Origin of the sequence: Lelliottia nimipressuralis (genome assembly GCF_004402045.1) — a bacterium.
Taxonomy (GTDB): domain Bacteria; phylum Pseudomonadota; class Gammaproteobacteria; order Enterobacterales; family Enterobacteriaceae; genus Enterobacter; species Enterobacter chinensis.
This window is the reverse complement of the sequence record NZ_SOMG01000023.1, coordinates 64,627-86,019: the sequence shown is the minus strand read 5'-3', so window position 1 is coordinate 86,019 and position 21,393 is coordinate 64,627. Positions and strand designations below refer to the sequence as shown.

The 21,393-nt window shown below is 54.2% G+C and carries 18 protein-coding genes and 1 pseudogene; 12 read left to right on the top strand and 7 right to left on the bottom strand.

Features of this window, described 5'->3' with window-relative positions:
- The first annotated feature begins 189 nt into the window (after window positions 1-189).
- From E3U32_RS15245 to E3U32_RS15225, 5 genes are all read left to right on the top strand, one after another.
- Window positions 190-1,341 (top strand): Gfo/Idh/MocA family protein, encoded by a 1,152-nt coding sequence (locus E3U32_RS15245; RefSeq protein WP_134349453.1) that lies wholly within the window; start codon window positions 190-192, stop codon window positions 1,339-1,341.
- A gap of 16 nt (window positions 1,342-1,357) precedes the next feature.
- On the top strand, window positions 1,358-2,542 hold the full coding sequence (locus E3U32_RS15240; protein ID WP_134349452.1) for a Gfo/Idh/MocA family protein: 1,185 nt from the start codon (window positions 1,358-1,360) through the stop codon (window positions 2,540-2,542).
- The gene (locus E3U32_RS15235; RefSeq protein WP_134349451.1) at window positions 2,539-3,606 is read left to right on the top strand and encodes a Gfo/Idh/MocA family protein; all 1,068 of its coding nucleotides are present in this window, start codon (window positions 2,539-2,541) and stop codon (window positions 3,604-3,606) included. Before E3U32_RS15240 ends, E3U32_RS15235 begins: the two co-directional genes overlap by 4 nt.
- Window positions 3,607-3,618: 12 nt before the next feature.
- On the top strand, window positions 3,619-4,641 hold the full coding sequence (locus tag E3U32_RS15230) for a Gfo/Idh/MocA family protein (protein WP_134349450.1): 1,023 nt from the start codon (window positions 3,619-3,621) through the stop codon (window positions 4,639-4,641).
- A 79-nt stretch (window positions 4,642-4,720) separates the two neighbouring features.
- Window positions 4,721-6,268 (top strand): MFS transporter, encoded by a 1,548-nt coding sequence (locus E3U32_RS15225; protein ID WP_134349449.1) that lies wholly within the window; start codon window positions 4,721-4,723, stop codon window positions 6,266-6,268.
- 239 nt (window positions 6,269-6,507) lie between these two features.
- On the opposite strand, the gene E3U32_RS15220 is transcribed toward E3U32_RS15225, so the two are convergent.
- Together E3U32_RS15220 and E3U32_RS23800 are read right to left on the bottom strand one after the other, a co-directional pair.
- Window positions 6,508-7,002, bottom strand: coding sequence for a YrhA family protein (locus tag E3U32_RS15220; protein ID WP_435659347.1), 495 nt, complete (start codon window positions 7,000-7,002; stop codon window positions 6,508-6,510).
- Window positions 7,003-7,018: 16 nt separating this feature from the next.
- Window positions 7,019-7,594: pseudogene (locus E3U32_RS23800) on the bottom strand (HNH endonuclease signature motif containing protein); the annotation flags it as partial.
- A 944-nt stretch (window positions 7,595-8,538) separates the two neighbouring features.
- Here E3U32_RS23800 and E3U32_RS15210 point away from each other — a divergent pair.
- Complete coding sequence (locus E3U32_RS15210; RefSeq protein ID WP_134349447.1) at window positions 8,539-9,876, top strand: hemolysin family protein; 1,338 nt, start codon at window positions 8,539-8,541, stop codon at window positions 9,874-9,876.
- Between the two features lie 70 nt (window positions 9,877-9,946).
- On the opposite strand, the gene E3U32_RS15205 is transcribed toward E3U32_RS15210, so the two are convergent.
- Complete coding sequence (locus E3U32_RS15205) at window positions 9,947-10,153, bottom strand: DUF1107 domain-containing protein (RefSeq protein WP_008501430.1); 207 nt, start codon at window positions 10,151-10,153, stop codon at window positions 9,947-9,949.
- 324 nt (window positions 10,154-10,477) lie between these two features.
- On the opposite strand from E3U32_RS15205, the gene E3U32_RS15200 reads away from it, so the two are divergent.
- A complete protein-coding gene (locus E3U32_RS15200) occupies window positions 10,478-11,035 on the top strand; it encodes a YtfJ family protein (RefSeq protein ID WP_134349446.1) in 558 nt (185 codons plus the stop codon).
- Here the strand turns inward: E3U32_RS15200 and cysQ are convergent.
- On the bottom strand, window positions 11,029-11,769 hold the full coding sequence (gene cysQ / locus E3U32_RS15195) for a 3'(2'),5'-bisphosphate nucleotidase CysQ (RefSeq protein WP_134349445.1): 741 nt from the start codon (window positions 11,767-11,769) through the stop codon (window positions 11,029-11,031). The two genes, E3U32_RS15200 and cysQ, sit on opposite strands and share 7 nt — an antisense overlap.
- A gap of 190 nt (window positions 11,770-11,959) precedes the next feature.
- Between cysQ and E3U32_RS15190 the strand changes: the two genes are divergently transcribed.
- Entirely contained in the window at window positions 11,960-13,903 is a 1,944-nt protein-coding gene (locus E3U32_RS15190) for a bifunctional 2',3'-cyclic-nucleotide 2'-phosphodiesterase/3'-nucleotidase (protein WP_134349444.1), read from the top strand.
- Window positions 13,904-13,941: 38 nt separating this feature from the next.
- Here the strand turns inward: E3U32_RS15190 and E3U32_RS15185 are convergent, their stop codons facing one another.
- Window positions 13,942-14,328, bottom strand: a complete 387-nt coding sequence (locus E3U32_RS15185) for a winged helix-turn-helix transcriptional regulator (RefSeq protein ID WP_134349443.1) — start codon at window positions 14,326-14,328, stop codon at window positions 13,942-13,944.
- Between the two features lie 84 nt (window positions 14,329-14,412).
- On the opposite strand from E3U32_RS15185, the gene E3U32_RS15180 reads away from it, so the two are divergent.
- The 3 genes from E3U32_RS15180 to E3U32_RS15170 all read left to right on the top strand — a co-directional run bounded on the left by E3U32_RS15180 (window position 14,413) and on the right by E3U32_RS15170 (window position 17,208).
- Window positions 14,413-15,261, top strand: a complete 849-nt coding sequence (locus E3U32_RS15180; RefSeq protein WP_134349442.1) for an SDR family oxidoreductase — start codon at window positions 14,413-14,415, stop codon at window positions 15,259-15,261.
- An 81-nt stretch (window positions 15,262-15,342) separates the two neighbouring features.
- Window positions 15,343-16,167 carry an AraC family transcriptional regulator gene (locus tag E3U32_RS15175; RefSeq protein WP_134349441.1) on the top strand — a complete coding sequence of 275 codons (825 nt, stop codon included), beginning with the start codon at window positions 15,343-15,345 and terminating at the stop codon, window positions 16,165-16,167.
- Between the two features lie 75 nt (window positions 16,168-16,242).
- Complete coding sequence (locus tag E3U32_RS15170) at window positions 16,243-17,208, top strand: DMT family transporter (RefSeq protein ID WP_134349440.1); 966 nt, start codon at window positions 16,243-16,245, stop codon at window positions 17,206-17,208.
- A 78-nt stretch (window positions 17,209-17,286) separates the two neighbouring features.
- Here E3U32_RS15170 and E3U32_RS15165 read toward each other — a convergent pair whose 3' ends face one another.
- Complete coding sequence (locus E3U32_RS15165; RefSeq protein WP_134349439.1) at window positions 17,287-18,936, bottom strand: methyl-accepting chemotaxis protein; 1,650 nt, start codon at window positions 18,934-18,936, stop codon at window positions 17,287-17,289.
- Between the two features lie 244 nt (window positions 18,937-19,180).
- Between E3U32_RS15165 and ytfE the strand changes: the two genes are divergently transcribed.
- The gene (gene ytfE, locus E3U32_RS15160; protein WP_134349438.1) at window positions 19,181-19,843 is read left to right on the top strand and encodes an iron-sulfur cluster repair protein YtfE; all 663 of its coding nucleotides are present in this window, start codon (window positions 19,181-19,183) and stop codon (window positions 19,841-19,843) included.
- 86 nt (window positions 19,844-19,929) lie between these two features.
- Here ytfE and cycA read toward each other — a convergent pair whose 3' ends face one another.
- On the bottom strand, window positions 19,930-21,339 hold the full coding sequence (gene cycA / locus E3U32_RS15155) for a D-serine/D-alanine/glycine transporter (RefSeq protein ID WP_024907315.1): 1,410 nt from the start codon (window positions 21,337-21,339) through the stop codon (window positions 19,930-19,932).
- Between the last annotated feature and the right edge of the window lie 54 nt (window positions 21,340-21,393).

Genomic DNA, 21,393 nt, shown 5'->3' with positions numbered 1-21,393 from the left:
GTGACCTCGCTCTCAATCAGTTTTTGCAAATATTTGCAGAAACAGCACGTTGATTTTAAAACCAAATTCCACAAAGCCTGGAGATTACTTAACCACCCTGCGAGTATTCTCACAAAAACACATTGTCGCTGCGGCTCCCCTTTCCTATTTTCCGGTCATCACTCATTTCAACTGAAATTAAGGTGTGACATGGAGAAGGTACGTTTTGGCATTATTGGAATAGGTAATATCGGTACGGTTCACGCGCGTTATTTACTGGCGGGGACAGTCAGCGACGCCTGCCTTACCGCCGTTTGCGATAATGCGCCGGAAAAACATCCGGCCATTCGCCAGCTGGTCGGCACCCTCCCCCTCTTCAGTGACGCGCAGGAGATGCTCCAGAGCGGGCTTATCGACGCGGTGATTGTCGCGACGCCCCACTACGACCACCCGCGCCTGTCGATGCTGGCAATGCGCCACGGCATCCACACCCTGTGTGAAAAACCGGCTGGCGTATATACCGCCCAGGTTCAGGAGATGAACGCCTGCGCCCAGGAGTGCGATGTGGTGTTCGGCATCATGTACAACCAGCGCCCGAACCCGCTCTACCAGAAGGTGAAAGATCTGATCGACAGCGGCGAGCTGGGCGAGATCCGCCGCTCCAACTGGATCATCACCAACTGGTATCGCTCGCAGAGCTACTACAACTCCGGCGGCTGGCGCGCCACCTGGAAAGGAGAAGGCGGCGGCGTACTGCTCAACCAGGACCCGCATCAGCTCGATCTCTGGCAGTGGCTGGTCGGCATGCCGGTTCGTCTGCGCGCGTTTTGCCAGTTCGGTAAGCATCGCGATATCGAAGTGGAAGACGAGGTCACCGCCTATGCCGAGTACGCCAACGGCGCGACGGGCGTGTTTATCACTACCGTGGCGGAAACGCCGGGAACCAACCGGCTGGAAATCGTCGGCGATCGCGGCAAGGTGGTCGTCGAAGAGGGGAAACTGCGCTACTGGCGGCTGCGTGAGTCCGAAACCGCCTTCAACGCCCGCTGGCAAAACGGTTTTGGTGAACCCGAATGCTGGGAGGTCACGCTTCCCGTCGCCGCGGAGTACAGCGAACACCACGTCATTACCGCCAATTTCTGTGCCGCCATCCTGCGCGGCGAGCCGCTCATTGCGCCGGGCCTGGAAGGGATCCGCGGGTTGACGCTCTCCAACGCCATGCACCTCTCCACCTGGACCGACGACTGGGTCGAACTCCCGCTCAACGAGAAACAGTATCTGCGTCTGCTTCAGCAGCGCATCAGCACCTCAGTGGCTAAAGAGACAACCAGCGTCACGCTGGATGCCTCCGGCACCTGGTAACTCCGGAGAAGAAACGATGTTAAATGTCGCTATCGTGGGAACAGGGAATATCTCGCATAACCATATTCAGGGCTATTTGCAGTTTGGCCAGCGCTGCCGGATCGTCGCGCTGGTGGATATCTACCCGGAAAAAGCCCACGAGAAAAAGACGCGCTACGACCTGACGGACGCCCGCGTGTATGAAAGCCACCAGCAGATGCTGGCGTCAGAGCCGAATATCGACATCGTCGACGTCTGCACGCCGCCCTACGTTCATGCTGAGATAAGCATTGATGCCCTCAATGCCGGTTGCCATGTGCTGTGCGAAAAGCCGATGGCCGCCTCGCTGGAGGAGTGCGACGCCATGCTCGCCGCAGAGAAGGCCAGCGGCAAAACGCTCGCCATCATTGCGCAAAACCGCTTTACCGATGCCTTCTGGCGCTTAAAAACGGCGCTGGACTCAGGTCTGGCTGGCAAGGTCTGCCATGCCCAGGTGGATTCGTTCTGGTGGCGCGGACACTGCTACTACGACCTGTGGTGGCGAGGTACCTGGGAAAAAGAGGGCGGCGGCTGCACGCTTAACCACGCGGTTCACCACATCGACGCCATTCAGTGGATGCTGGGCTTCCCGTCCGAGGTGGTGGCGATGATGACCAACGTGGCGCACGACAATGCCGAGGTGGAAGATCTCAGCGCCGCGATATTTAAATACCCCAGCGGCGCGCTCACCCAGCTTACCGCCTCGGTCGTGCACCACGGGGAAGATCAGAAAATCATTATCCAGGGTGAAAAGGCGCGCATTTCCGCCCCGTGGCAGGCCTTTGCCAGCGTCAGCGCCGATAACGGCTTCCCGCAGGAAACCAACGACCAGCAGAGAGAAACACAGCTCAACGCCGTTTTTCAGGAGACGCCGAAGCTCGAATGGACGCTGCACACCGGGCAAATTAACGACCTGCTTTATGCCATCGAGCACGGCACGACGTCGTTAGTGGATGGCCTGCAGGGCAAACGCTCCCTGGAGCTAATTACCGCGATTTATAAATCCGCCATTACCCGCACGGTGGTCTCGCTGCCGATTCAGCGCGATGACCCGTTTTACCGCACCGGCGGGACGAACGCTCTCGCCCCCCGTTTTTATGAAAAATCCGCAAGCGTCGCCAACTTCAGCGAAGTCGGTGCGATTCCCCTCGGCAAAGATCTGGATGAAGGAGTGACACCATGAACAAAAATGACGGTATGAACTACGCGCCGGTCGGTAAACCACAGCCGGTAGTGAAGGAAGGCGAATTTGTCTTTGCCGCCGCCGCGCTCGACCACGGCCATATCTACGGCATGAGTAACGGCCTGATTGAAGCTGGCGCCACGCTCAAATGGGTGTACGACCCTGACCCGGCAAAAGTGGACAAATTCATCCAGCAGTATCCGCAGGCCAAAATAGCAGAATCCCTGGATGTGATACTCGCCGACGACGAAGTGCGGCTGGTGGCAGGGGCCGCTATTCCCTCCGAGCGCTGCGCGCTTGGGCTGAAAGCGATGGCCGCCGGCAAGGACTACTTCACGGATAAAGCGCCGCTCACCACCCTTGAGCAGCTGGAAGATGCCAAAGCGATGGTGGAAAAAACGGGCCGGAAATACGCCGTGTACTACAGCGAGCGCCTGCACGTTGAGAGCGCGGTCTTTGCCGGACAGATGGTGCAGCAAGGGGCCATCGGCCGCGTCGTACAAACGCTGGGGACTGGCCCGCATCGGGAAGGGACCGGCCGCCCGGACTGGTTCTACGATCGACGCTATTTCGGCGGCATTCTGTGCGATATCGGCAGCCACCAGATTGAGCAGTTCCTTTTTTACACCGGCAACAGTAACGCTACCGTGGTTACCAGCCAGGCACGCAATTTCAACCATCCGCAGTATCCGGCATTTGAAGATTTCGGCGACGCGACAATCAGAGGCGAAAACGGTGCCAGCGGCTATTTCCGCTGCGACTGGTTTACCCCTGACGGACTCTCTACCTGGGGCGATGGCCGTCTGACGCTGCTTGGTACCGAAGGCTATATCGAGATCCGCAAATATGTCGATCTCACCCGCGGCGAGCAGGACGTGGTGTATCTCGTGAATAAAGAAGGAGAATTCCGTTATCCGGTCGCCGGACAGGTGGGGTTCCCGTTCTTTGGCGAACTGATCCTCGACTGTCTGCATCGCACTGAAAACGCCATGACCCAGGCACACGCCTTCAGGGCGGCGGAGCTCTGCGTGAAGGCTCAGATGCTGGCCAACGCGACGGAATAACGGGAGGCGACGATGACGATCCTGAACTCGGCGATTATCGGTGCAGGGGCGATTCACGGCTGCCATGTGAACGCGCTGCGCCTGCTCCCCAACGTTGCGCTGCGCGCACTGGTAGATATCGACAGCATCAAAGGGCTGAAGCTGGCAATGGGCTACCAGTGCCGCTTTTATCAGGATTACCGGGAAATGCTGCTGGATGACGCCATCGACGTGGTTCATATCTGCACGCCGCATGTTGAGCATAAAAGCATGATTCTGGCGGCGCTCGCCGCCGGGAAGCATGTTTTCTGCGAAAAACCGGTGGGCATGAACAGCAGCGAACTCGTGGATATCACCCGCGCCGCTGAACGGGCACCGGGCCTGCTCGGCGTGTGCTATCAGAACCGGCTCAACCCCACCAGCCTGCGCATTCGCCAGACGCTGGACGACGGCGAGCTGGGGAATATGCTCAGCATCAAAGCGGTGCTGACGTGGTCACGCTCGGGCGCGTACTACACCGAAAGCCCGTGGCGTGGGCGGCTGGCAACGGAAGGCGGCAGCCTGCTCATTAACCAGGCCATTCATACCCTCGACCTGATGCAGTGGTTCGCCGGCGGCGTGACGCGTGTAAAAGGCGTAGTTGATAGCGGTGAGCTGGCGGACGTGACCGAAGGCGAAGACAGCGCGATGGCGACGCTGCATTTTGCCAACGGCGCGCGCGGGCTGTTTTACGCCAGCAACTGCAACACCACCGATTCCCCGCTCCTGATGGAGATCCACTGCGAGCGGGGCTCGCTGCTGCTGAACGACAATGTGCTCTGGCGCGTGACGCCGGACGAACGCGTAAGGCTGGCGACCGACGACTCGCCTGACGGCTCGGTCAAAAGCTACTGGGGGCTGGGACATGAGCAGGCGATCCGCCGTTTTTATCACGCTATCACCCACCCGGGAAACACGGGCTACACCGACATCCGTGAAGCCGGAAAATCACTCACCCTTGTGGAGGCTATTTATCGCTCATCTCAATTAAGACAATGGATAGAAATCAATAATTAGAACGTAATTTGTATTCCAGCAGTAAATAAAAAACGACCCGGAAATACGGGTTAATCATTACCCTACACTGGAAATTATTATGGTCAAACCAACTGAACGTAGAGTGGGTTATGGCGTGGCGCTTGGCTACGGCGTAACCGATCTGTTTGGCGGGGGTGCGTTTACTATTATCGGCACCTGGCTGCTCTTTTTTTACACCACCTATTGCGGACTCTCGGTGATTGAAGCGGGCTCTATATTTGCCATTGCCCGCGTAATTGATGCGCTATTAAGCCCGATTATGGGATATATCACCGATAATTTCGGCGATACCTGGCTTGGGCGTAAATTTGGCCGTCGCCGCTTCTTTTTATTGCTCAGTTCCCCGTTAATGTTTTTGTATGCCCTGCTGTGGCTGACGGACATGGGCTACTGGTATTACCTGGGCACCTACCTCTCGATTGAATTGCTGTCGGCGATGGTGCTGGTGCCCTGGGAGACCCTGGCGGCTGAGATGACAAACCGGTATGAAGAGCGTAGCCGTCTTTCCGGCGTGCGCATGATCTGCTCCCAGCTGGGCGGTTTTCTTGCGGTTTCCGTTCCGGGCGTGATTATGCAGTTCACCGGTAAAGATAACCCGTTTACCTATACCCTCACCGGGTTGATATTCTCCTGCGTATTCTGCCTTGCGGTATTTATTACCTGGTACACCACCTGGGAAGCGAAGGATGTGCAACAGGAGTCCACGTTTAAAGTAGAGAATCATCGCAGCAGCGGGATACTCAATCACCTGAAATATCTGGTGCTGGATCTCTTTTCCTCCTTCCGTATTCGCGCGTTCCGCCTGCACATTATTATTTATATTTTTTCGTTTACGGCGATGGACGTCTTCGGGTCGGTCTTTACTTATTATGTCGTTTATTGCCTGAGCCAGGATGCGGCTGCCGTGTCGGGTTGGCTAAGCATTGCGGCTTTCGCCTCGGTGCCCGGCACGTATGGATTTATGCTGCTGTTGAACCGTCTGAACATGACGCCGTCTGCCGCCCTGCGTCTTTCCTACAGCTGTATTTTCCTGGTACTGGCCTTCCTGTTTACGGTCTACCTGACCAAAACCCAGGTGCCGACGCTGCTGTTCTCGGCGGTCTTTATCCTGCTCGGCGCCGCCCGCTCTGGTCTCTATTACATACCGTGGAACATCTACAGCTTCATTCCGGATATTGACGAAATGGTGACCCAGCAGCGCCGCGAAGGTATTTTTGCCGGCGTGATGGTCCTGACCCGCAAAAGCACCGTGGCGATTGCGATTATGATTATTGGCCTGGTGCTGCAGGAGTCCGGCTTTGTGAAGGGCAGCGGCGCGCAGCCTGAAAGCGCGCTCGGGGCGATTATAGGCCTGATGATTTTCGCGACGGCAGCCCTGCTGGCGGTAAGCTTCTTTACTACCTACAAGTTCAAGCTCACCCGCGAGACGCATAAGCTGCTCCTTAAGGAGATTGCACGCCGTAAGCTGGGCGGTGATTACCGCGACTGCGACGCGAGGACCCGCGTGGTGATCAAACAGCTCACAGGCTATGAGTATGACCAGGTCTGGGGAGGCGATGCCGCACGACGGGCGGAAGGAAACGCCCGTTTATCCACCGCGAAATAACCCCTCGTCCCGGACAGCGCCATGCTGTCCGGTCTGTTTTATGCCAAAAATGTGAATGGCACGATTATGCGGGATACTTACAGGCGGACTGGGTTTCGATTATTTTTCGAACTAAAGGTTGGTAACTTTATCGAGATAAAAAAACATCGCTAAATCAATGACATACTTATGAATCTAAATCCCTAAAACTACCTGTAAGGTTAGGCCTATAAGTGGATTTAGATTCACTGAAATAATGTTTATTTTACGGAGTCAAGTATTTCACTCAAAAAGTCATTGAAATTATCAAAGGAACCATATATCGACTCTGTAGAGGCATTGTCACGAATTTGAAATAAATTCATTTTTGTATCATAAGTAAACAATGACATTCCATCCTCCCCAATAACTAATCGCTCTTGTAATTCGGGGTCTAAATAATCATTATTGCGATAAAACTCATTCATAATGAACAAGTTTTTAACTATTGGTTCTGGGATTGATAAACTGAACATTGTCAGCCCGTTATACTCAAATCCATCCATTGTTTCGATGAATGTAGTATAATCAAGTTGATTAACTAAAAGAAGACAAGTTTCATTTCCGATTTGGTCCAGTATTGGTGATGCGGTTTTTCTGCGTCCTTTTGTTAGACTATCAAGAAATGATGCGTTAATAGGTTTCTCGATTGGGTACTCTAAATCGGTCATCATTTTTCTTAATTCGATTAGCATATCTGTTACATTTGATTTCATTTTCATACCCATCAAATTATTTAAGCGGATAAATCGAGCCAGTAGGCATAACCCATGGAGTTACTTTGCTCTCTCCCGGAAGCATACCTCTTGTCGATGTTCTCTGCATATTTGTTAACACCTTATGAAACGGTTCTTTTTCAATTAATGAAAGGTTTTCAAAGGCATTTGTGCCACCATCATCCAATGGTAGTTTATGATGAACTTCCCAGCCATCTGGTACTGTACCCTTACTCATTTTAAACAAATCCGAAGGTTCGAAGACGTTAGCTGCATCTGAGGAATTGGATAATTGATTAAGGAATTTCCTCCTCACTGTATTATTAAATTCTTTTCTCAGTAACATAGTTTCAGAGGGATCTCGTTTTATGTAGTTTATTTCTTTTACTTCTATATTATCTAATAGTTTTGTTTCTCCCCTTACTTTGCCTAAGTAACTATACACTTCGTCAAAAGACTAACTATTAGGTCGTTTCGCTAACAGAATTGAAGCCGCAACAATAACTGTACCAGCCGTTTGTTCATTTAGTACTTGTTCATACCCCTTAACAGCATCTCCACCTAACTGCTCAGCTGTTTTCCTGAAGCCCTCAACGTTACCATTGTAGACACCGCCAGCAGCCAGTAAACGACCTGCGGCCTTGCTGTTAATTGTCTGGTATGACGGCTCAGAAGCTGATGCTAATGTTCCACCTGAGAAAGATAATGCAAACGAAGTTGGGCGGGACTTTCCTGTACGGTGGTACCTGCATCCGACAGAATTCCTGTACTCTCGCAGGATCTGTTCAGCCCCGTTCATTTCAAACACATGGTAATTCTTACAGATAAGCTGCCCTTCTTCATCGATATAGAAAAGCTCTCCAGGGGAACCGTAACGGTTTAACATCACAACTTCACCTCTGAAGACCAGGTATCTCAGCCGTCTTTCTGTGTTGAATCCATTAGAATGATTGTTCTGATAAGCGTAGCTACGCGAATATGATGGTCGTGGCCTGAGCCCTTCAACGTGATAATGATCGCGATATCTGTCATCAAACTCATACTCCTGGCTAATGTAATCCCATGTGACAGAAGGGCGAGTTATCAATTCATACTTTTCTGGTTCAAGGTTATCCCTTGAGAGGTAGAACAAGTTAAATCCCGGTAAGCTAAAACTCATAACCAACTCCATTTGGTAACGATCTGCGCATTTTATAACCGCATCCTCTTGAAAACAAATGATTGTTTTGCCCTGCTACTCATGGATTTTCCAATAGTTGAGAGTGTCTTATAAAGGCTCCTGTAGGCTTTATGGCACGTCACTGAGCCCAGTTTTATCCAGTCGTAGGCTTATCCGTAGAAGTTCCCCAGAAAATTCCAAAGACCACACTAATCGGGGCATCAACACCAAAATGTGACCTCTGGCAGATTTACATCTCTTTACGCTATACTACCGCTGAAATAATCGGCTCAACGCTACGAGCTGACGTTCAATGTGTCTTCACACAAATGGTATCAACTCCCCTTCTGAGGATCTGGCGAGAAGCCGGATAAACTATGTTAAACAGTATTTTAGTAATACTTTGTCTTATTGCCGTCAGTGCATTTTTCTCGATATCTGAGATCTCGCTGGCCGCATCCCGTAAAATCAAACTGAAGCTGCTTGCAGACGAAGGCAACATCAACGCCTCACGCATTCTCAAAATGCAGGAAAACCCCGGTATGTTCTTCACCGTGGTGCAGATTGGCCTGAACGCGGTCGCCATTCTCGGCGGTATCGTGGGCGATGCGGCGTTTTCTCCGGCGTTTTATAGTCTCTTTGTTAAGTACATGTCCGTTGAACTGGCCGAACAGCTGAGCTTTATTCTCTCCTTCTCGCTGGTGACCGGGCTGTTCATCCTCTTCGCTGACCTGACCCCGAAACGCATCGGTATGATTGCGCCAGAAGCTGTAGCTTTGCGTATCATCAACCCGATGCGCTTCTGTCTGTACGTGTTTCGTCCGCTGGTGTGGTTCTTCAACGGTCTGGCAAACGTGATTTTCCGCATCTTCAAGCTGCCAATGGTGCGTAAAGACGACATCACGTCTGACGACATTTATGCGGTCGTGGAGGCCGGCGCGCTGGCCGGGGTACTGCGTAAGCAGGAACACGAGCTGATTGAGAACGTATTCGAACTGGAATCCCGTACGGTGCCCTCTTCCATGACGGGCCGTGAGAACATTATCTGGTTCGATTTACACGAAGACGAGCAGAGCCTGAAGAACAAAGTGGCGGAGCATCCGCACTCTAAGTTCCTGGTCTGTAATGAGGATATCGACCATATCATCGGTTACGTCGACTCCAAAGACCTGCTGAACCGCGTACTGGCTAACCAAAGCCTGGCGCTCAACAGCGGCGTACAGATCCGTAATACCCTCATTGTACCGGACACCCTGACGCTCTCAGAAGCGCTGGAAAGTTTCAAAACCGCCGGGGAAGACTTCGCGGTTATCATGAACGAATACGCGCTGGTGGTGGGTATTATCACCCTCAACGACGTGATGACCACGCTGATGGGCGATCTCGTTGGTCAGGGGCTGGAAGAGCAGATTGTTCAGCGTGACGAGAATTCATGGCTGATTGATGGCGGTACGCCGATAGAAGACGTGATGCGCGTGCTGGATATCGACGAGTTCCCGCAGTCCGGTAATTACGAAACCATCGGCGGCTTTATGATGTTTATGCTGCGTAAAATCCCGAAACGTACCGACTCGGTGAAGTTCTCCGGCTACAAGTTTGAGGTGGTAGATATTGATAACTACCGCATCGACCAGCTGCTGGTGACGCGTATCGACAACAAACCGACCGTACTGGTGCCGAAGCTGCCAGATGCGGAAGAGAAGGTGTCCGCGTAAGGTTCCTCCCCCACAAACATCAACGGCTCCCATCGGGAGCCGTCTTTTTAACTACTGCATAGCACGTTGGTTAAGCCATCTCAGTTTGCAGACGCATAACCTGACGGTTGACTTCGGACATCACAGACAGGTGCTGTTTGTCCTTCACTTTTGGGACAAGGATCTTGCCCTTATCAAACTCAAAAGCGCCAACATCCTTGATATACAACCGTCCACGGAACAGGATCTTCACGTACTTCGCCACCTGAAGCGGGTTGTAGCGTTGGAAAATTTTCATTCTTGTATCTCCTGCGAATCATACGCTCTTGCGGTGCCACAATCGGCCCGACTGTCCTGAGCGCAAATTTTAATGCCCAATGACTATAGACCAGAACTACGTTGTTACCCAGTATGCATAAGTTTATTTACCGTTTGATTACAATTATTCAGAATAATCTTTGCAAACCGTCACTAAGGGCAGTATAAGCCGTCGTTTTTTCATGGATATGTGCGTTGACCCGCAAACTGGCATCGGGATTGCGGGAAAACCACATTGATCGCACTTATCATTAAAAGCGTATGACCAAGTGGTCGGATCACCTGCAAACAATAAGGAAACGCCATGACCCTACGTAATATCCTTGCGGCAGCCTGCCTGCTGCTGCCTCTGTGGGCTTGCGCTCACAGTATTGAAAAAGGACAACGTGTACCGCCAGTCGGCATTGCTGACCGGGGAGAATTGATTCTCGACAATGATAAGTTTAGCTACAAACCCTGGAATAGCGCGCAGCTCGCAGGCAAAGTGAGAGTTGTACAACATATTGCCGGTCGTACATCCGCAAAAGAGAAAAATGCCAACCTGGTGGAAGCGATCAAGGCCGCAAAATTCCCTCATGACCGCTACCAGACGACCACCATTGTTAATACCGATGACGCCATTCCTGGCTCCGGGATGTTTGTGCGCTCAAGCCTTGAGAGCAATAAACAACTCTACCCGTGGTCGCAATTTATTGTCGACAGCAACGGCGTGACGCGTAAAGCCTGGCAGCTGGAGGAAGAGAGCTCCGCGATTATCGTGCTGGATAAAGAGGGTCGCGTACAGTGGGTGAAAGACGGTGCGTTAACCCAGGAAGAGGTGCAGCAGGTTGTCGACCTGCTGCATAAGCTGCTGGCTCAATAAATAGAGACGCGGAAGCCGGGATTGAGGAATGATTCGCGCGGGGTGTAGTCCAGCGGCTTGCCCTGCCAGTCATGAACATGCGCCCCGGCGGCCGCGGCAACGGCATGCCCGGCGGCGGTATCCCAGACGTTGGTTGGCCCAAAACGAGGGTACAGCTGCGCCTGGCCTTCCGCCACCAGGCAGAATTTCAGCGATGAGCCAATCGAGGTGGTCTGGTGTTCACCCAACTGTTGCAGATACTCCTGCAGCTCGCTGTCGCTGTGCGAGCGGCTAATCACCACCAGCGGTGGACGCGCATCGCGCACCTGGATCTGCTTACGCACGCCGCACTCTTCCTTCCAGGCCTTCCCTTCTGCGGCGCTGTACATCATGTTCATTACCGGCGCGTAGACCACGCCCAGCACCGCTTTGCCTTTCTCAATCAGGGCAATATTGACGGTGAATTCACCGTTACGCTTGATGAACTCTTTTGTCCCGTCCAGCGGATCGACCAGCCAGTAACGCTGCCAGTGCTGGCGCTCGTCCCAGCTTTGCGGTGCTTCTTCAGACAAAACAGGAATGTCCGGCGTTAAGGCCTGTAACCCTTGCAGGATCACCTTATGCGCCGCGATATCTGCCGCTGTGACCGGAGAGTCGTCTGCTTTGCTGACAACCTCCATGGGTTTATTACCGTCATAGACCTGCATGATGGCATCTCCCGCATCCCGTGCGAGCTGACAAATTTTATCTAGCATTTTCCACCTCTTTGTTAACGCAGTGAGGTTAACTCTTTGTTTTAGTTATATCGTAATGTGAACAATTCCGCTATCTGTGAAGCAATTCCGGTTTCAGGTTGCTTTTTTCTGTCAGGATTCACATTTCTGTAAGCAACACGTTATAGATACATACTCTTTTGTGGCCTGGATCGAAAAAAGGACTCCTCTGATGATTAAGTTTAGCGCAACGCTCCTGGCGACGCTGATTGCAGCGAGCGTACAGGCGGCGACGGTCGATCTGCGTATTCTGGAAACGACCGATCTGCACAGCAACATGATGGACTTCGATTACTACAAAGATACCCCTACGGAAAAATTCGGACTGGTACGTACGGCAAGTTTGATCAACGCCGCGCGCGGTGAAGTGAAAAATAGCGTGCTGGTCGACAACGGCGATCTTATTCAGGGTAGCCCGCTCGGCGATTACATGGCGGCGAAAGGACTGAAAAAAGGCGAGATCCACCCTGTTTATAAAGCGATGAACACGCTGGACTATACCGTTGGCAACCTCGGCAACCACGAATTCAACTACGGTCTGAAGTATCTGCATGACGCGCTGGCAGGCGCCAAATTCCCGTACGTTAACGCCAATATCATCGACGTTAAGACCCAAAAACCGCTCTTTACGCCTTACCTGATTAAGAAGACAGAGGTGGTTGACCAGGACGGTAAAAAGCAGACGCTGAAAATCGGCTACATCGGTTTTGTACCGCCGCAAATTATGACGTGGGATAAAGCGAACCTCAGCGGCAAAGTCACCGTTAACGACATTACCGAGACGGCGCGTAAATACGTGCCGGAAATGCGTGAGAAAGGAGCGGATCTGGTTGTCGTCGTTGCCCATTCCGGCCTCTCTGCCGATCCATACCAGGCCATGGCCGAAAACTCCGTTTACTACCTGAGTGAAGTCCCGGGCGTTGACGCGATCCTGTTTGGCCACGCTCACGCGGTCTTCCCGGGCAAAGATTTTGCCAGCATCAAAGGGGCAGACATCGAAAAAGGGACGCTAAACGGCGTGCCGTCGGTGATGCCGGGCATGTGGGGCGATCATCTTGGCGTGGTGGATCTGGTGCTGAATAACGACGGCGGCAGCTGGAAGGTCACCCAGTCAAAAGCCGAAGCGCGCCCGATTTACGACGCTGCGGCTAAAAAATCACTGGCGGCGGAAGATAAAAAACTGGTCGACGTGCTGAAGCACGATCACAACGCCACGCGCGAATTCGTCAGCAAACCGATCGGCAAATCCGCCGACAACATGTACAGCTTCCTGGCGCTGGTTCAGGACGATCCGACCGTCCAGGTCGTCAACATGGCACAGAAAGCCTATGCCGAACACTTTGTTCAGGGCGATCCGGATCTGGCAAAACTGCCGGTTCTTTCAGCCGCTGCGCCATTTAAGGTAGGCGGGCGCAAGAATGACCCGGCAAGCTATGTAGAAGTCGAAAAGGGCCAGCTGACCTTCCGTAACGCCGCCGATCTCTACCTCTACCCGAACACGCTGGTGGTGGTAAAAGCGACCGGACAGGAGGTAAAAGAGTGGCTGGAGTGCTCTGCCGGACAGTTTAACCAGATTGACCCGCACAGCAGTAAGCCGCAGTCGCTGATTAACTGGGACGGATTCCGCACCTACAACTTCGACGTAATCGACGGCGTGAATTACCAGATTGACGTCACCCAGCCGGCGAAATATGACGGCGAGTGTCAGACGATTAACCCGCAGGCGGAGCGCATCAAAAACCTGACCTTCAACGGCAAGGCGATCGACCCGAGTGCCACCTTCCTGGTCGTGACCAATAACTATCGCGCCTACGGCGGTAAGTTTGCCGGTACCGGAGATAGCCACATCGCCTTTGCCTCGCCGGATGAAAACCGCTCGGTGCTGGCAGCCTGGATCAGCGCCGAATCGAAAAAGGCGGGGGAAATTCACCCGGCAGTGGATAACAACTGGCGTCTGGCGCCGATCCACAGCGATACGCCGCTGGACATCCGCGTTGAAACGTCACCGTCCGATAAGGCAGCCGCGTTTATTAAGGATAAGGCGCAGTATCCGATGAAAAAGGTGGCGACGGATGATATCGGGTTCGCGATTTATCAGGTGGATTTGAGCAAGTAGCGGTGATTGTGCCGGGTGGCGCTTCGCTTACCCGGCTTTTACGCCGCGCGATCGTCCCGATTCGCCATCACTTTTGGCGTATTCACCTCAATCCAGTCCGCCAGCGCGGCGACTTTCTCGCTGACCTCAATACCCAACGACGTCAGGCTATACTCTACGTGCGGTGGCACAACCGGATACGATACGCGATCGACAAACCCATCCAGCTCCAGCGCCTGAAGTGACTGGGACAGCATCTTTTCGCTTACCCCACCCATTTTACGGCGCAGATCGCTAAAGCGGTGCGTTCCCTCTCGCAAGGCCAGCAGAATCAGTACTCCCCAGCGGCTGGTCACGTGTTTGAGGACCTCCCGTGAAGGACACTGTTCCGCGAAGAGATTGCCATCGCGCATTTGTTCGCTAAGCGTCGGAATCGTTGTTTTCATACTTACCTTTTTGTACGTACTTACTAAAAGTTAGCTATGGTGCTAGTGTGCCACAACACCAGACAAACACGAAGGAGATTCATCATGATCGCAATTACCGGCGCTACCGGCCAGCTTGGCCATCTCGTTATCGAACAGCTGTTAAAAACCGTACCGGCCAACCAGATTGTGGCCATCGTACGTAACCCGGCTAAAGCTGAAGCATTAAGCCAGCAGGGCATTGTGGTTCGTCAGGCAGACTACACGGACGAAGCCGCCTTCACTGCCGCGCTGAGCGGCGTGGATAAACTGCTGCTTATCTCTTCCAGCGAAGTCGGACAACGCGCGACCCAGCACCAGAACGTGATTAACGCCGCCAAAGCCGCCGGCGTGAAATTTATCGCCTACACCAGCCTGCTGCATGCGGACACCTCTCCGCTGGGCCTGCACGTTGAGCACGTTGACACGGAAAACGCGCTGGCGGCGTCCGGCATTCCTTATGCCCTGCTGCGCAACGGCTGGTATACCGAAAACTATCTGGCGAGCGCGCCGCCTGCGCTGGAACATGGCGTCTTTATTGGTGCGGCAGGTGAAGGCAAAATTGCTTCTGCCACGCGCGCAGACTATGCCGCGGCGGCCGCCAAAGTGATCGCTGAAGAGGGCCATGCGGGCAAGATCTACGAACTGGCGGGCGACCACGGCTGGACGCTGAGCGAACTGGCGGCTGAACTCAGTAAACAGAGCGGGAAGCCGGTAACCTATCAGAATCTCAGTGAAGCGGATTTTGCCGCCGCGCTGAAGGGCGTTGGCCTGCCTGCAGGGCTGGCGGATATGCTGGCAGACTCCGACGTGGGGGCCTCGAAAGGCGGCCTGTTCGACGACAGCCGCACCCTGAGCAAGCTGATCGGCCGCCCGACCACAACGCTGGCGGAAAGCGTCAAAGCCATCCTGTAATTGTTAAGAACTGGTTATTTTTTGTGGCATCCCCTCGGGTCATCTTTGATAATGAAGAGATGACCCATGAGGAGGCTCACCGTGCAAGGCGTACCGGAACAGTTCATTGATGAGAGAGACAGCGCGCGCTTTCGCCATCTGGCGCAGGTGCCGGGCATCGAACTCTATCACGCGCATATTTCCCGCTATGCCTTTGAGCCTCACACTCACGAAGCCTTCGGTATCGGCACCATCGAAACCGGTGCCGAACGCTTTCGCTATCGCGGTACCCAGCATCTCGCCCCTGAAAAATCCGTCGTGACCATGAACCCGGACGAGATCCATACCGGCGAATCCGCCACCGAAGACGGCTGGCGCTACCGGATGGTTTATATCGAACCCGACCTGCTGGAAGAGGTGACCGGCCTCCGGCACTGGTGGTTTAGCGATGTGACCCGTTATGACCCGCTGCGCTCGCAGCAAATCGGCAGGCTTATTTATGGTTTGTGGCACACGGACGATCCGCTGGCGCAAAAAGGGCTGCTGCTGGATCTGATTGAGACCTTTCAGCCGTTAGCCCGCCACGCGCCGGTCATTCACGAAGGTGCGCACCGGTTCGAACGGGTACGCGAGTATCTGCACGATAACTATATGCACGCCCTGACGCTGGACGAGCTGGCAAGCGTCGTCTCGCTGAGCCCATACCATTTCCAGCGCCAGTTCAAAGCCCATTTTCACGTGACGCCGCATCAGATGCTAATGGCCATCCGCCTGTGGCGCGCCAAAGCGTTCCTCACGCACGGCATGCCCGCAGCCGAGGTCGCTGCCGCGACCGGGCTGACCGACCAGTCGCATTTAATCCGCGCGTTTACCCGCCGCTACGGCATTACCCCTGTGCGCTACCAGAAACAGGTCACCCGGCGCTAATGCGCAATCTCATACAATACGCGCCCCTTTCCCCCGCCTAGACTGAGCGCAACGTGAATCAATGTGGATGGAAAAATGATTAGTGGTGTGTTGTATGCCCTGCTGGCCGGGATGATGTGGGGACTGATATTTGTCGGCCCGCTGATCGTGCCCGAGTATCCGGCAATACTGCAGTCGACCGGGCGCTACCTGGCGCTGGGGCTGATTGCCCTGCCCCTGGCGTGGCTGGGACGTGCGCGCCTGCGTCAGCTCAGCCGTCAGGACTGGGGCACCGCGCTGGCGCTGACCATGATGGGCAATCTTATCTACTACGTTTGCCTCGCGAGTGCCATTCAGCGTACCGGTGCGCCGGTATCTACCATGATTATCGGCACGCTGCCGGCCGTCATCCCCGTCTTTGCTAACCTGCTCTACAGCCACCGCGATGGAAAGCTGGCGTGGTCAAAAATGGCGCCGGCGCTGATCTGCACCGCCGTGGGTCTGGTATGCGTCAATATTGCCGAGCTGCGTCATGGGCAGGCGGATGTTGACCTGTGGCGTTACGGTTCTGGCATTATGCTGGCGTTCATTTCCGTAGCGTGCTGGGCCTGGTATGCCCTGCGCAATGCTCGCTGGCTACGGGAGAACCCGGACAAGCACCCGATGATGTGGGCGACGGCCCAGGCGCTGGTCACGCTGCCCGTCTCACTGGTGGGATATGTCGGGGCGTGCATCTGGTTAGGCCATCAGCAGCCGGACTTCTCCCAGCCCTTCGGGCCAAGGCCGTGGGTCTTTATTGGCCTGATGGTGGCGATTGCGGTGCTGTGTTCATGGGTGGGTGCGCTGTGCTGGAACATTGCCAGCCAGAAGCTGCCGACGGTGATCTTAGGGCCGCTGATAGTCTTCGAAACCCTGGCCGGCCTGCTTTACACCTTCCTGATGCGCCAGAGCGTGCCGCCGCTGTTAACGGCCTGCGGGATCGCGTTGCTGGTGGTGGGGGTGGTGATGGCGGTAAGAGCGAAGCCGGAAAAACCGAGAGTCGTTCCGGCGTCAGAGATGTGAGCATTGCCCAGCGGCCTGCGCTTGCAGGGCCTACAAAACCGTAGGCCCGGTAAGGCGAAGCCGCCACCGGGCAAGCCCTTAAAACGTTTCCCAGTTCCCTTCAGACGCCGCCGCAACAGGCTGCACTTTTGGCACATAGGTTTTCACCGGTACCGCTTTAACCGCCTGGTTGCGGGTGATTTTGAACACCGCTACCGCTTCGTTCAGGCGTGCAGCCTGATCTTCCAGCGCCGCCGCCGCCGCCGCAGACTCCTCTACCAGCGAGGCGTTCTGCTGGGTCACGCGGTCCATCTCGGCGACCGCCTGGCCTACCTGGTCGATACCGCGGCTTTGCTCGTCAGAGGCCGAGGCAATCTCGCCCATGATGTCGGTAACGCGGGTGACCGCATTAACGATCTCTGCCATCGTGGCACCGGCTTCGTTAACAAGCTGCGAGCCAGCGTTCACGCGTTCACCGGAATCGTCGATCAGCGCTTTGATCTCTTTCGCCGCCTGGGCGCTGCGCTGAGCAAGGGTACGCACTTCACCGGCCACAACCGCAAAACCACGACCTTGTTCGCCTGCACGCGCCGCTTCCACCGCCGCGTTCAGCGCCAGGATATTAGTCTGGAAGGCAATCCCGTCGATCACGTTAGTAATTTGCGCGATTTTGCTGGAACTGGTGGCGATCTCGTCCATTGTACGCACGACGCCTTCAACCACATTCCCGCCCTTCTTCGCGGTTGAGGAGGCATCCAGCGCCAGACGCGAAGCCTGACGCGCGTTATCGGCGTTCTGCTTCACGGTTGCCGTCAGCTCTTCCATGCTGGCTGCCGTCTCTTCCAGAGAAGCGGCCTGCTGCTCGGTACGGGAAGAGAGATCGTTGCTGCCAGCAGAAATTTCGCCTGCACCGGTGTAAATAGTATCTGCACCTTCCCGCACCACGCCCACGGTGTTCGCCAGCGAGGTTTGCATTTCCTGCACGTTGCGCGCCAGGATCGCCATTTCATTTTTACCGTCTGCCTGAATCGGCTGGGTCAAATCCCCTGCCGCAATGGCGCGGATATGGTTAATCACCTCTTCCAGAGGCAGCAGCAGCACGCGGCGCATTGCAATCCAGCTGGAGATAATCACCACGATCACCAGCAGCATGACCGCAGAAAGGATCCACAGGATGTGCTTGTAATCACTTTCATTATCCTGAATGCCCTTATCGGTGAGCGCGGCCTGCGCTTCACGCCATTCACGATAAACCGTCTGCATCGCGTTTTGTTTTTGTTCGGCATTCTGCTTAAACATATCTTCCAGATTGCCCTGGCTCAGCAGAACGTTCATTTGCGCCAGCGTAGAAGAGTATATGCGGTACTGTTCTTCGAGTTGGTTAGTCAGGTTCTCATCCAGGCCAGGCGTATTCGGCAAGGCATAGTATTTATCGTAATGAACCTGGGCTTCAGTCAGCAGGTTTTTCGCTGTGGTCACCAGCTCATTCAGCTGACCACCGTTAATTTGAGAGGCCATGCTGCTTTGCAGACGCAGCATCCCGCGGTTCAGGGTGACGCGTGCCTGGTTCAGACTGATCCACGCATCGGTAAACTCCGCCACGTTCTTGCTGGAGAGCTGCGACACGGTGAAGTTGTCTTTATCGTTATTCAGCGCGTTGATAAAGATACCGGCGGAAATCACTTGCATGATGCCGAGCACAAGCAGCACCGAAATAAGAAGGGTAATGACTTTTATACGTTTAAACATGCTTTGCCTTTGTTATATGCAGGTTTGTCTGACGTGGATATATCGGCAGGCGCGGCGAGTTGTTTACTGTTTCTACACATTTAAAAAGTTTCTAAACCATTTTCCTGAACCCATTCAGGGAGTTAAAAGTGGTGATTTTTTGTGATCTGCATCTCATTTTTACCCTTGCCTCTAAAGGGTTATAGCGCCAACTTAAAGATGCATTTAATATGCATCTTATATTATTAATGACGAGGTAACTGATATGGCCTTTCGCGACCAACCCCTCGGCGAGCTGGCGCTCTCCATTCCTCGCGCTTCTGCGCTGTTCCGTAAATACGATATGGACTACTGCTGCGGCGGTAAGCAAACCCTGTCGCGTGCGGCTTCACGCAAGGAGCTGGACGTTGAGGTGATTGAAGCAGAGCTGGCACAGCTGGCCCAGCAACCTGTCGATAAAGACTGGCGAACCGCCCCGCTCGGGGAAATCATCGACCATATCATCGTGCGTTACCATGACCGTCACCGTGAACAGCTGCCGGAGCTGATCCTGCAGGCAACCAAAGTTGAGCGCGTGCATGCCGACAAACCTTCCGTACCGCGCGGTCTGGCAAAGTACCTGACCCTGCTGCACGAAGAGCTTTCCAGCCACATGATGAAAGAAGAGCAGATCCTCTTCCCGATGATTAAACAGGGAATGGGAAGCCAGGCGATGGGGCCCATCAGCGTGATGGAAAGCGAACATGATGACGCCGGCGAGCTGCTGGAAGTGATCAAACACACCACCAACAACGTCACACCGCCGCCAGAAGCGTGCACAACGTGGAAAGCGATGTACAACGGCATTAACGAAACGATCGACGACCTGATGGAACACATCAGTCTTGAGAATAACGTTCTGTTCCCGCGTGCGTTATCCGGGGATTAAAAAAGCCCGGTGGCGCTAGCGCTTACCGGGCCTACAACATCCTGGAACGTAGGCCGGGTAAGCGTCAGCGCCACCCGGCAACATGCTTAACGCACGCCTGCCATACGTTTCTTACCGATAAACACCCAGCCCAGCCCCAGCGCGATAAACCACAGCGGCGTGACGATCAGCGCCTGACGGGTATCATCTTCCAGCGTCAGCAGAACCAGCACGAATACGAAGAACGCCATGCACACCCAGCACATGAGCTTGCCCAGCGGCATCTTGTAGATCGATTTCTCATGCAGGTGTGGACGCTGCTTGCGGTACACCAGGTATGAACACAGGATGATGGTCCAGACGAACATAAACAGGATCGCAGAGACCGTGGTAATCATGGTGAACGCGCCAATCACGCTTGGGTTCACGTAGAGCATCACCACACCACCCAGCAGGCACATGCAGGAGAAGGTCAACCCTTTCGCAGGTACCGCACGCTTAGACAGCTTGGCGAACGCGCTCGGCGCCACGCCTTCCTGCGCCAGACCAAACAGCATACGGCTTGTTGAGAACACGCCGCTGTTGGCAGACGAAGCCGCAGAGGTCAGCACCACGAAGTTAATCAGGCTCGCGGCAGCAGGCAGACCTACCAGCACGAACAGTTCAACGAACGGGCTCTTGGTTGGCACCACGGAGCTCCACGGCGTCACGGACATAATAATGACCAGCGCGAAGACGTAGAACATGATGATACGAACCGGAATGGAGTTAATAGCGCGCGGGAGAGACTTCTCGGGATCTTTGGTCTCCGCTGCCGTGGTTCCCACCAGCTCAATCCCCACGAAAGCAAACACCGCAATCTGGAAGCCGGCAAAGAAGCCGCTAATGCCTTTCGGGAACCAGCCACCGTCATTCCACAGATGGGTAAACGAGGCCTGAACGCCCGTTGGCGACTGGAAGTGGGTGAGGACCATCACCAGCCCCACAACAATGAGCCCGACAATCGCCACGATTTTAATCATCGCGAACCAGAACTCCATCTCACCGAACATTTTAACGGTGGCGAGGTTCAGGCTCAGAAGCAGAACAATGACCGCCAGCGAAGCCACCCAGTCCGACAGCCCCGGGAACCAGAACTGTGCGTAAGCCGTAATCGCCACGACATCCGCCATACCGGTCACGACCCAGCAGAACCAGTAGGTCCAGCCGGTGAAATAGCCCGCCCATGGCCCGAGCAGGTCTGAAGCAAAGTCGCTGAAGGATTTGTATTCGAGGTTCGAGAGCAGCAATTCCCCCATTGCACGCATCACGAAGAACAGCATAAATCCGATAATCATATAAACGAATATGATTGACGGCCCGGCCAGACTGATGGTTTTGCCTGACCCCATAAACAGCCCGGTACCGATGGCACCCCCAATAGCAATGAGCTGAATATGACGGTTTGTGAGATTGCGCCGTAGCGACTGTTCAGACGACGCCTCTTCGTCGGCGACGACTTTGACCTGATCTACCATTTGATATTTTCCTGTTTATGCCTGTCTGTGTTGTTAAGGCTCTTCTGGCCTTTA